This is a genomic window from Streptomyces sp. NPDC059649 (assembly GCF_042734445.1).
GTDB lineage: Bacteria > Actinomycetota > Actinomycetes > Streptomycetales > Streptomycetaceae > Streptomyces.
This window is the reverse complement of sequence record NZ_JBHWDV010000030.1, coordinates 89,172-100,702: the sequence shown is the minus strand read 5'-3', so window position 1 is coordinate 100,702 and position 11,531 is coordinate 89,172. Positions and strand designations below refer to the sequence as shown.

Genomic DNA, 11,531 nt, shown 5'->3' with positions numbered 1-11,531 from the left:
ACGCCCGGTTACATTTCGAACCCGGAAGCTAAGCCTTTCAGCGCCGATGGTACTGCAGGGGGGACCCTGTGGGAGAGTAGGACGCCGCCGAACAAATTTTAATGAAGCCTCACCCCGAGTTGAAGTAATTCGACTCGGGGTGAGGCTTTTTTGCGTTCTGGGGCTGCGGGAGGGGTGCGGTGACGGCGTTGCCCGGCGGGCCGGGCGGGGGCCGGCGGCGGGGCACGGTGCGGGGTCGCGGTGCCGAGCGCGGTGGCGCCGGCCCTGTGTGACGTAGATCGTCGTTGTGTTTCTAGGTCGCGTGACCTAGTCTCGGATGTGTGGACGATGACATCCAGCTTGATGTGACGGGCCCGGTTCTTGTGGTGGGCGGCTATGGGACCGTTGGCGGGGATTTGGCGCGGTTGGCGGCCCCTTCGTGGCCGTTGCTCCTGACGGGGCGTACGCCGGAGCGCGGGAAGGCGCTGGCCGAGGAGGTCGGGGCGTCGGTGCGGCGGTGGGATCTGAGTGATCCGGAGCCGTTCTCGGCGAAGGTACGGGCCGTGATCAGCACGGTGAACGACCCTGACGACCGGGTGCTGTTGGCGGCGATCCGCGGTGGTGTGCCGTATGTGGACATCACGCGGTGGACGGCGCGGCTGCAGCGGGCGGTGGCGGTGGCGGCGGTGCATCCGCCGAAGGCGCCGGTGCTGCTGTCGTCGAGCTGGATGGGCGGGGTGACGGCGCTGGTCGCGGCCGCGCTGGCGGCCGAGGTCGGCGGGGCGTCGGCGGTGGAGATCGCGATCCGGTACGACCTGAAGGACCGGGCGGGTACGGACTCGGTGGAGTTCATGGACCGGCTGGGCCTGGACTACGAGGTGACCGAGGGCGGGCAGCGGAAGATGATCATGCCGTTGACCGGGGCCGGTCAGGTGACCATCGGGGAGCACCGGACGAAGGTCGCGCGGATCGACACGCCGGAGCAGTTCACGCTGCCGCTGGTGCTGGGGGTGGACACCGCCCTCACGCGGATCGGGTTCAGTGCCAACTCGTCGACGTCGACGCTGCTGGCCCTGAAGAAGACCGGGTTCTTCCGGTGGGGGCGCGGCGACAGGTTCCGGTCGACGCGGCGGTCGATGCTGTATTCGCCCGGTGAGGGCGGCAGTGCGTGCCTGCGGATCGATGTGCGCGGGCGGAGTGGTCAGCGGCGTACGGCGGTGCTGACGGACCCGGCAGGGCAGGCCCATCTCACCGCGCTGGGCGGCCTGTTGGGGCTGCGCCGGGTGCTGGGTGAGGACGGGGCGGCCGCGCCGCGCGGGGTGGTGTTCCCGGAGATGACGCCGGTGCCGCAGGACGTCGTGGCGGCGCTGGAGAAGGCCGGTGTCGGGGTCGAGGTGTCATGAGCGAGGAGAAGGACGGCGGGCCCGGGAAGGGCTCGACGCTGACGCGGCAGGGCACCATCCGGCGGACGAGTCTGCTGGACGCGGCGGAGGCCGTGCTGGTGGCCAAGGGGTCGGATGCCTCGTTGCGGGCGATCGCCGGTGAGGCGGGGGTGCGGGTCGGGCATCTTCAGCACTACTTCCCGACCCGGGCCGATCTGATCAAGGCCGTACTGGAGCGGGCGTTGGAGCGTTCGCTGGAGCGGCTGGCGGAGACGACGGGGCTGCGGATGGTGCGGGACGACCCGTCGGCCATGGAGCTCCCGGAAGGGCCGGCGAACCCCGACGAGGTGGTCGGGGTGGTCCTGGCCGAGCAGGAGGATCCGCAGCTGGTCCGGCTGTACGTCGAGGTGTGGGCGCTGGCGGCGCGGGACGACGAGATCGCCACCGTGGTGCGGGAGTTCTACCGGAAGTACGTGGCCCATGTGGAGGCGTACGTGCAGCAGGGGCGGCCGGACTGGTCGGGTGAGTTCTGCCGGGCCCGGGCCGAGACGTTCGTGGCGCTGGTCGAGGGGGCGGCCCTGATGCGTTCGGGGATCGCCGGCAGCCGGTCGTCCGCGATGGATGAGCAACTGGCGCAGTTTGCCGTGCAATTGCTCCGGGACTGAGCGTTCCGGGGTCAACCAGGCGGAATCAGGGGGAAGTACGTCATGACCGTAGTGGTGGATCTGGCCGAGCTGGCATCGACGGCGGGGCTGGAGCAGGAGCTGGACCGGCTGGCGAAGAGCCACGGGATCATCCGTACCCGGCAGTTGAACGGGCTGGAGACCTGGACGGTGCTCGGGGCGGCGCTGACGCGGGAGCTGTTGAGCGATCCGCGGCTGTCCAACGATGTGCACACGCATGCGCCGCACGGGGCGCTGGTGCCGGGGATGGCGGTGATGCTGCTGGAGCAGGACGATCCGGATCATGCGCGGCACCGCCGGCTGGTGAGTGCGGCGTTCGCGTCGCGGGCGGTGCGGCAGCTGGAGCCGCGGATCGCGGAGATCACCGACCAGTTGCTGGACAAGCTGGGCGACCGCGGTACGGCGGACTTCATCGAGGAGTTCACGTATCCGATGCCGCTGGAGGTGATCTGCGAGCTGCTGGGGGTGCCGGCGGAGGATCGGGATCCGTTCCGGCAGTGGGCGATGGACATCTCGGCGGCGCCGTCGCTGGAGGCGATGCAGTCGGCGGCCGCGGAGCTGTTCGGGTACTGCATCGGGCTGATCGGGGCGAAGCGGGAGCGGCCGACCGAGGACCTGCTCAGTGAGCTGATCGCGGCGCGGTTCGAGGACGGGGGTGCGCTGAGCGATGAGGAACTGTCGTCGTTCGCCGCGGTGTTGCTGATCGCGGGGCATGACACGGTCACGAATCTGCTGGCCAACGCGTTGCACGATCTGCTGGCGCATCCGGAGCAGCTGGCGGCGCTGCGGGCGGATCCGTCGCTGGTCGGTGCGGCGGTGGAGGAGGCGTTGCGGTTCCGGGGGTCGGCGATGACGACGGTGAACCGGGTGGCGCTGGAGGACGTCGAGGCGGGCGGGGTGGTGATCCGTAAGGGGGAGCTGGTGCGGTTCCTGCTGAACGCGGCGAACCGGGATCCCGAGGTGCGGGACGATCCGCATGCGTTCGACATCGGGAGGGCGACCGCGCAGCACCTGTCGTTCGGGGTGGGGGCGCACTTCTGCCTGGGGCAGCGGCTGGCCCGCCAGGAGGCGACGATCGCGCTGACCGAGATCCTGCGGCGGTTCGGCACGCTGGAGCTGGCGGTGCCGGCGGAGGAGGTGCGGTGGCTGCCGTCGGATGCGATCCGCGGGCTGGTGGAGCTGCCGCTGCGGTACGAGCGCTGACGGTACGTCAGGAAGTGTGACCGAGAACGTGGGGGATGGCGGAATGGTGGAGATCCGGGTCGACCGGGACGTGTGTGACGGGCTCGGGCAGTGTGCGCTGGTGGCGCCCGAGGTGTTCACGCTCGATGACGACGAGCAGCTGGTGGTGGCGCCGGAGGTGCCGGACGGGCTGGCGGGCAAGGTGGCCGCCGCGGTGCGGGCCTGTCCGGTACGGGCGCTCGCGGTCGAGGGGGCCTGAGCGTTGCGCGAGGTCGTCGTGGTGGGGGCGGGCCTGGCGGGGGTGCGGGCCGCCGGGTCGCTGCGGGAGGCGGGGTTCGACGGCCGGCTGACGGTGGTGTCGGACGAGCCGGAACTGCCCTACGACCGGCCGCCGCTGACCAAGCAGGTGGTGGCCGGGACGATGACCGGGGACGACATCCGGCTGGCGGGCGACGGGGAGTTCGGCGCCCGCTGGATCCGGGGGACCGCGGCCGTCGGGCTGGACCGGGAGCGGCGGCGGGTGCGGCTGGCCGATGGTGCGGAGCTGCCGTACGACGGGGTGGTGCTGGCGCCGGGTGCGAAGGCGCGGGAGTGGCCCGGGGCCGGGGTGCCGGACGGGGTGCTGACGGTGCGGGGGCTCGCGGACGTCCGGCGGTTACGGGCGGCGGTGGACGGCGGGGCCGATGAGGTGGTGATCGTCGGGGCCGGGTTCGTCGGGGTGGAGCTGGCGTCGTCGCTGAGCGGGCTGGGGGTGAAGGTCACGCTGGTGGAGCCGTTCGGTGCGCCGCTGCGGGCGCTGGGTGGCACGGTGTCGGAGGTGGTGACGGAGGCGGCGGGCCGGGCCGGGGTGGCGCTGCGGCTGGGCGTGGGGGTACGGGGTTTCGCGGCGGCCGGGGACGGCCGGGTGCGGGCGGTGGTGCTGGCGGACGGGGCGGAGCCTTCCGCGTCGCTGGTGGTGGTGGCGATCGGGATGGTGCCGGCCACGGGGTGGCTGGCGGGGTCGGGGCTGGCGTTGCCGTCGGGGCGGATCCACTGTGACGAGCGGCTGTTCGCGCGGGCCGCGGGTGGTGCCGGTGGTGCGGCGGGTGCGGGTGCGGTGGATCCGGCGGTGGTGGTGGCCGGGGACGCGGCGTGGTGTGAGGCGGTGCGGACGGCGGAGGGGCCGGTTCCGTTGGAGCACTGGAGCAATGCGGCCGCGCAGGGGGAGTTGGCGGGGCGCAATCTGCTGGCGGGGCCGGCGGCGGCCGAGCCGTATGCGCATGTGCCGTCGTTCTGGACGGCGGCGTTCGGGTTGCGGATCCGGTCGGTGGGGCTGCCGGGTACGGGTGACCGTGAGGTGGTGGAGGCGGGGTCCGCCGCGGAGGGTGCGGTGCTGGTGGCGCACTACCGGGGCGAGCGGCTGGTGGGTGCGGTGAGCGTGAACCAGGGGAAGCTGCTGCCGGGGTACGCGCGGCGGTTGGGGTAGGGGGCTGGAGAGGGTAGGGCAGGGGGTGGTTCGGGGCGGGGTGGGGTGGGGAGTTGGAGGGGCCTTAGGGGGTGTCGAACGGATCCCTTAGGGGGTGCGAGGGCCCCTTCGGGCCACAACGGGGCCGGGCGGGGCGGTATTCCGGGTGGGCGCCGGGCGGCCGGCGGCTGGCGGCCCGGGACCGGGGAGCGGCGGCTGGGGACCGGGCGTCCGGGGGCTGGGGGGCCGGGAGCGGGTGCCGGGTCGCCCGGGGTGTCGGCTTCGGGAAAGGCCTCGGGAAAGCCTAGGGAATGTCCGGGATGCGGGAACCGGAGCCGAGAAAACCGGACCGGGAGTATGTGAATGCGAACCGGAGCCCGGGAAAACCGGACCGGGGGTATGTGAATCCCACGTTAAGTTTTTCATTACCACGGAACCATTTGAGTTGACCCCGCGGGGAAGCGATTGGGTCACGTGACCTATCGCACATTCCCGTGACGCTTCTGTGCGGCTCTGGTAACGTTTTTATCGCGCCTCCGGGAGAGGCGGTGCAGGCCTTTCGGTGGGGCACGACGAGGTGGCCGCCGACGCTTTACGGCCTGTTCCTGTGTAAGCAGGTATCGGGGGATCATTTGCTACGGGGGATAGCATGTGTAACGCGTTCAGCGATGTCTGAAGCGATGTCTGAATCGGTGTCCGTAAACGATGTCCGGTGTCCGGGCCTCCCGCTTTTCGGGAGAGGGTCCCGGTGTTCTGTGTCCCTGGGACGGGTGGGCCGTGATGACGGCCGCCACCTCTGTCGAGTGTCCTGACCTGAATTTCCGGACGGTTTTCCAGTAGTTCATTCCGGCTTTGCTCAAGCCGTGTCGTGAAAACCGGGAACCGTTGCGGTTGCGTTCAGTGATGCCCCAGGGATACCCCAGGGATGCCCTTTCTTCGCACTTTCCTTCCGGTTTTCGGCCGGTCGTCGAAACGTGCCGCCAGGTAATTTTCGCTGCCGTTTTCCAGCGTTTTCCATGGCCGGTAAAAGGTGGCGTGCACAGTGCTTTCGAAACGAGGAGAGAACCATGCAGAACCCCTACGAGGCAGACCGGATCCACGACATCGTCCGTGAGGGCCTGGCGCAGGTGCTGGGCAGCAGCGTCGACGAGATCACCGCGGACGCCACGCTCGTCGCCGACCTCGGGGCGGAATCCCTCGACCTGGTCGAGTTCCGCTTCGAGATGGAGACCAAGCTCGGCGTGGCGCTGCCCAAGTCCAATGTCCTCGACCAGCTGGCGTCGGCGCTCGGCGGGTCGGAGCAGCTCTACGACGAGCGGGGCGGGATCTCCGAGCTGGCCGCCGAGGTGCTGCGGCGCAGCGCTTTCGGCTACAGCGAGGAGCAGGTGCACGCCGGGATGCGCCCGTACGAGGTCGCCGCGGCGGCCACCAGCGCGCACTGGGCCGCGTTCACCCACCGGATCTTCGACCACCTTCCCGAGACCTGCACCGAGTGCGCCGCCGACAAGGCGCAGATCGCGCCGTCCGGCAAGGTCCAGTGCGCCGGCTGCGGTGCCGCGCTGGAGCCGGTCACCGGTGACGAGGTGATGGCCGAGGGCGTCCGTGCGGCGCTGGCCGCCCTGGGGCAGGCCCAGCCCGTCGGCTGACCGGAACCGGCCGCCGCCGAAGCGTTCGACGTGCGAAAGGAAAGCAAGTGAATCCCCACATACCCACCGGGGCCGGTCACGAGGTCGTGGTGACCGGGATCGGCCTGGTGGCCGGTCGACTGACCGACCCCGAGGCGCTGTTCGACCATCTCGCGCAGGGGAACACCCTCATCGCCGAGCACCCGCTCCACAAGGAGTGGGGCGTGCCCTGCGCCGTCTCGGCACACATCGACCCCGAGGTGCGGCGGTCCCTGGAGGAGGCGGTGCCGCCGGAGGCCGGTCCGCTGGGTCCGGCCGGCGCGCTCGCCTGGCACGCCGCCGCCCAGGCCTGGGAGCGCAGCGGACTGCCGCGGCGCCTGGACTCCGAGCGCGGCGGGGTCTTCCTCGCCTGCAACCGCATGGTGATGGAGCCCGCCGAACTCGCCGCGCTGGCCGGCCACGTGGACTACGAGGCGGGCGCGTTGGACCTGGACGGCTACCTCGACGCGGGCGGGCCGGACCCGCGGCGGTACGAGCGGATCCAGCCGGACACCGCCACCGCGCGGCTGGCCGACTGGTTCGGTGCGGCCGGTGTGCTGGAGACGCACGCGGACGCCTGTGCCGCGGGCGGGATGGCCATCGGCAGTGCGTACCGCTACATCCGCAGCGGCACGCTCGACGTGGCGCTGGCCGGCGGCGCGGAGAGCCTGACGACGCTGACCTCGGTGGCCGCGTTCTACGGGATCGGTGCGCTGGCGCCCGCCGGGGACCGGGACGCGGCGGAGCTCAGCCGGCCGTTCGACAAGGACCGTTCCGGGTTCGTCATCGGTGACGGGGCCGCGTTCCTGGTGCTGGAGTCGCGGGCGCACGCCGAGGCCCGGGGCGCCCGCGTCCTGGCCCGGGTCGCCGGCTACGCCGGGGTGACCGAGGCGGTGAAGATGACGTCCAGCTCCCGGGACGGTTCCGACTACGCCACCTGTATCCGGGCGGCGCTCGCGGACGGCGGGCTGACCCCGGACGACATCGACCACGTCAATGCGCACGGCACCTCGACCGAGGCCAACGACACCTGTGAGGCGGCGGCGCTGCACACCGTGTTCGGGGAGCGGGTGGGCCGGATCCCGGTGACCGGCAACAAGTCCGCGATGGGCCATTCGCTGGCGAACAGCGGGGCGGCCGAGGCGGTGCTGTCGGTGCTCAGCCTGCAGCGGCAGGCGGTCCTGCCGACCCTGAACTTCCACGAGCCGGACGAGGTGACCCGCGGCCTGGACATCGTCACCGAGCAGCGGCACACGCCGGTGACCACGGTGCTGTCCAACTCCTTCGGCTTCGGCGGGCAGAACTGTGCGCTGATCCTGGCGCAGGCGGGGTGAGCAAGGCGATGACGAACCTCGATCGGGTGCGGCTGACCGCACCCGGCTTATACACCGCGGCGGGCGCGGACACCGCCTCGCTGTGGGAGGCCCTGGTGGCCGGCAAGGACACCGGACGGCCCTACGAGCCGCTCGCGGACACCTGGCCCGGCGCGGGCACCGTCTTCCTCGTCGACGACCCGGACGCGGCGACGCTCGGCGTGCACCGGCGGGTGCTGCGGACCTCCGAGAAGCAGGCCCGGACGGCGCTCTACGGGGCGCGGCTGGCGCTGACCGGGGCCGGGGTGACCGGCCCGGTGGGCGGGGAGGGCTGGGGGCTGTACCTCGGACTGCCCACGGTCGACGAGCAGTTGCTGCGGTTCGCCGCCCTGGACGGGCTGCGCCGGGCGGCGGACGACTCGCCCGGTGCGGTGGCGGCGCTCTACGGGCGGGAGGTCCCGCCGTTCAGCGGACTGTCCCACCTCAACAGCACGGCCGCCGCGCACATCTCGGCGGCGTTCGGGCTGACGGGTGCGATGGCCGCGTACTCGCCGTTCTCGGATGCGGGCCTGGCGGCGCTGGTCGACGGGGTGCTCTCGGTCGCCGAGGGCGAGAACGAGGCGGCCGTCATCGGTGCGGTCAGCCCGAAGGTGCATCCGCTGCTGTTCCCGCAGTACGAGGAGCTGGGCTGGACCGGCGCCGCCCCCGGGGAGGGGGCCGCGTTCCTCGTCGCCCGGCGTACGCAGGACGTAGTGGCGGCGCCGGACGGTCCGGCGGCGCGGGACGTACCGGCGGTGCGGCTGGCCGGTTACGGGCGCGGGTTCGGTGCGGACGGTGCGGAGCTGACCGAGGCGCTCACCGAGGCGGTGCGGGCGGCGCTGGCGATGGCCGGCACCGACGCCGCCGGGATCGGCTGGGTGCTGCCGGACGCCGGGTGGACGGCGGCCGGTGAACAGGCCCAGCGGGCCGCGCTCGGCCAGGTCTTCGGGCCGGCCGGCGGGTGGCCCGCGGTGGCCGGTGCCGGGCGGGCCACCGGTGTGCTCGGGCCCGCCCACCCGCTGGCCCATGTGCTGCTGGCGCTGCACGGGCTGGCCACCGGGCGGCTCCTCGCGGACGACGGGGAAACCGTCCGCGAGGAGCCGTTGCCGGTCTCCCGGGCGCTGGTGCTGGCCTGCGGCGCACGCGGTCAGGTGTGTGCCGTCGTACTGGAAGGAGCCGGATCATGAGCCGCCGCGTCGTGGTGACCGGACTGGGCGCCGTCTGCGGACTGGGGCTCGACTGGCAGACCATGTGGGAGGGCCTGTGCGAGGGCCGCTCGGCGATCCGTGCCTGGCAGCCGCCGGGCGTGGACGACTTCCCGGTGCGCTATGCGGCGCCGGTCGACGACGCGGCGTTCGCCGCGCGGTACGGCGCCGATGCGGAGCCGGTGGAGCGGCGGGTGCGGTTCGGGCTGGCGGCGGCCGGTCAGGCGCTGGCCGACGCCGGTCTGGCGGCCGACGGGGACGGGGCGCGGCCGGCGGGCCGGATCGGGACCGCGGTCGGCTCGGGCGTACCGGAGCGCGACCCGCTGGAGCTGCTGCCGGCCCTCGGCGAGGACGGGCGGCCCAGCTGGCAGGCGCTGTACGCGCGGCGCGACCAACTGGACCGGTCCAGCGGCCTGTTCTGCACCAATGACGCGCTGGCCGCGGGGATCGCGGCCCGGCACCGGCTGCGCGGCCCGGCGCTGAACTTCAGCACCGCCTGTGCGGGCGCCACGCACGCCATCGGGCACGGGTTCCGGATGATCCGGCGCGGTGAGGTGGACGCGATGGTGGTGGGCGGCGCCGACTCGGTGCTGAACCTGCCCACCATGACCGGGCTGCACCTGCTGGGGGCGCCGTCCACGTCCGAGCTGTTCGGGGACCGGCTGTGCCGCGCCTTCGACCGGGACCGCAGCGGTCTGGTCGCCGCCGAGGGCGCCGCGATGCTGGTGCTGGAGAGCGAGGAGAGCGCCCGGCGGCGCGGTGCGACCGTCTACGCCGAGGTGGCGGGCTTCGGGAGCTCCCTGGACGCCTATCAGGTGACCGCCCCGCATCCGGACGGTGTGGGGGCGGCGCTGGCGATGCGGCGGGCGCTGACGGACGGCGGGGTGGCCCCGGAGGCGGTGGACTCGGTCAATGCGCACGGCACGTCCACGCCCCTCAACGATCCGATCGAGACCCGGGCGATCAAGGACGTCTTCGCCGGCGGTGAGCACTACCGGAAGCTGGCGGTGACCGCCAACAAGACGATGCTCGGGCATCTGATCGCGGCGGCCGGCGCGCCCGAGCTGATCGCGACGGTGCTGTCGGTGCGCGACGGCATCGTGCCGCCCACCCTCAACCTGACGAACCCCGACCCGGCCTGCGATCTCGATTACGTCCCGGACAAGGCCCGGCACCAGGAGGTGTCGGTGGCAGTGAGCAATTCCTTCGGCTTCGGCGGCCTCAACGCCAGTCTGGTGGTACGCGGTTATGACGACTGACCTCCCGAGTACGAACCCCTCGGACGAGCTCCACGACAACACCCACCCCCACACCCCCCACACCCCCGACACCTCCCGTGCGGCCTTCGACCCGGACGCGATCGTCGTGACCGGTATCGGCGCGGTGCTGCCGACCGGGCGCGGCCCCGAGGCGCTGTGGTCGGCCTGGCGCGAGGCGCAGCCGGCGCTCTCGCCGTACCGGGACCCGTACGTGCGGACCCGGAAGATCAGCCACTTCGGGCACGTACCGGACGCACTCCAGGAGGAGAGCCGGGACAGCGTCCCGCACAAACTGCGCAAGTTCGGGACGCCGTTCACGTTCAACGCGGTGCTCGCCGCGCAGGACGCGATGGCGGCGGCCGGGGAGAGCTGGCAGCAGGTGCCGGAGGAGCGGCGCGGGCTGTACGTCGCACAGGACGACTCCACCGACCTGAGCGCGGCGGCGTTCCACAAGGCGCTGGACAACGCCCGCACGGACCACTCGCCGGAGGCGGGGGTGAACCTGACGCGGCTGGTGGCGGAGGCGTTCGGCAACGCGGCCACCTTCAACCCGTTCACGGTCATCCGGGCGCTGAACAACAACACCCTCGCGCTGATCAGCATCGCGCAGCGGTTCCGGGGCGACTGTGCGGCGTTCGTGCAGGACGCCGGGGCGGCGCTGGGCGCGCTGCAGCGGGCCGCGTTCACGCTGCGCGAGGGGACCTGCGACACCGCGCTGGTGGTCGGTGCCGGCAGCTACAACGAGCCGCTGAAGCTGGCCGCGCAGTACCGCGCCGGCCATCTGACGCCCGGCGGCCCCGACGGGGCGGCGCTGCGCAGCTTCGACGCCGAGCGGGACGGCACCGTGTTGGCCGAGGGCGCGGTGGCGCTGGTCCTGGAGCGGGCCGGGGACGCGGCGGCGCGCGGGGCGCGGCCACTGGTGACGTTCCTGGGGGCGGCGCTGCGCCCGGCGGTGGACAGCGGTGTCGGCCCGGCCGCCCTCGCCGAGGGCCCGCGCGGGCTGCTGACCGAGCACGGTCTGACGCCCGACACCCTCGGCGCGGTCCTCGCCGACGGCAAGGGCACCGTCCGGCACGACGCCGCGGAGGCGGAGCTGCTGCGGGCGCTGCTGAAGGACAGCGGGGTGCCGGTCGGCTCGCTGCGGCCGGTCACCGGCACCCTCGGTGCCGCCGGGCCGCTGGCCGAACTCGCCCTGGCACCCCACCTGTTCGCCACCGGGGAGCTGCCGCCGATCGCGCATCTGCGGACGCCGCCGGACGACGGCACCGACTTCGTCATGGGCGCGCCCAGGAGGCGGCGGATCGACTCGGTGCTGAGCCTGCACAGCACCTTCAACGGGTTCGCCGGAGCACTGCTGGCCCAGCGGCCGCACACGGACTGA

Annotated in this window: 10 protein-coding genes and 1 rRNA gene; all 11 read left to right on the top strand. The window is 72.7% G+C overall.

The window, feature by feature from the left end; all coding sequences use genetic code 11:
• Nucleotides 1-93, top strand: a 5S ribosomal RNA gene (gene rrf / locus ACFV1J_RS26945); the annotation flags it as partial.
• Nucleotides 94-320: 227 nt separating this feature from the next.
• A complete protein-coding gene (locus ACFV1J_RS26940; RefSeq protein WP_385862168.1) occupies nt 321-1,382 on the top strand; it encodes a saccharopine dehydrogenase in 1,062 nt (353 codons plus the stop codon).
• On the top strand, nt 1,379-2,026 hold the full coding sequence (locus ACFV1J_RS26935; protein WP_385862166.1) for a TetR/AcrR family transcriptional regulator: 648 nt from the start codon (nt 1,379-1,381) through the stop codon (nt 2,024-2,026). Before ACFV1J_RS26940 ends, ACFV1J_RS26935 begins: the two co-directional genes overlap by 4 nt.
• A gap of 42 nt (nt 2,027-2,068) precedes the next feature.
• Nucleotides 2,069-3,247 (top strand): cytochrome P450, encoded by a 1,179-nt coding sequence (locus tag ACFV1J_RS26930; RefSeq protein WP_385862164.1) that lies wholly within the window; start codon nt 2,069-2,071, stop codon nt 3,245-3,247.
• A 16-nt stretch (nt 3,248-3,263) separates the two neighbouring features.
• Entirely contained in the window at nt 3,264-3,485 is a 222-nt protein-coding gene (locus tag ACFV1J_RS26925) for a ferredoxin (protein ID WP_385862162.1), read from the top strand.
• A 3-nt stretch (nt 3,486-3,488) separates the two neighbouring features.
• Nucleotides 3,489-4,691, top strand: coding sequence for an NAD(P)/FAD-dependent oxidoreductase (locus ACFV1J_RS26920; RefSeq protein WP_385862160.1), 1,203 nt, complete (start codon nt 3,489-3,491; stop codon nt 4,689-4,691).
• A 1,046-nt stretch (nt 4,692-5,737) separates the two neighbouring features.
• A complete protein-coding gene (locus tag ACFV1J_RS26915) occupies nt 5,738-6,316 on the top strand; it encodes an acyl carrier protein (RefSeq protein ID WP_385862157.1) in 579 nt (192 codons plus the stop codon).
• A gap of 47 nt (nt 6,317-6,363) precedes the next feature.
• Nucleotides 6,364-7,668: a beta-ketoacyl-[acyl-carrier-protein] synthase family protein gene (locus tag ACFV1J_RS26910; RefSeq protein WP_385862155.1), complete on the top strand. Its 1,305-nt coding sequence runs from the start codon at nt 6,364-6,366 to the stop codon at nt 7,666-7,668.
• Between the two features lie 8 nt (nt 7,669-7,676).
• Nucleotides 7,677-8,873 carry a beta-ketoacyl synthase N-terminal-like domain-containing protein gene (locus ACFV1J_RS26905; protein WP_385862154.1) on the top strand — a complete coding sequence of 399 codons (1,197 nt, stop codon included), beginning with the start codon at nt 7,677-7,679 and terminating at the stop codon, nt 8,871-8,873.
• Nucleotides 8,870-10,150, top strand: a complete 1,281-nt coding sequence (locus tag ACFV1J_RS26900; RefSeq protein ID WP_385862152.1) for a beta-ketoacyl-[acyl-carrier-protein] synthase family protein — start codon at nt 8,870-8,872, stop codon at nt 10,148-10,150. The genes ACFV1J_RS26905 and ACFV1J_RS26900 overlap by 4 nt, the downstream gene beginning before the upstream one ends.
• Nucleotides 10,140-11,531 (top strand): beta-ketoacyl synthase N-terminal-like domain-containing protein, encoded by a 1,392-nt coding sequence (locus ACFV1J_RS26895; protein ID WP_385862150.1) that lies wholly within the window; start codon nt 10,140-10,142, stop codon nt 11,529-11,531. Before ACFV1J_RS26900 ends, ACFV1J_RS26895 begins: the two co-directional genes overlap by 11 nt.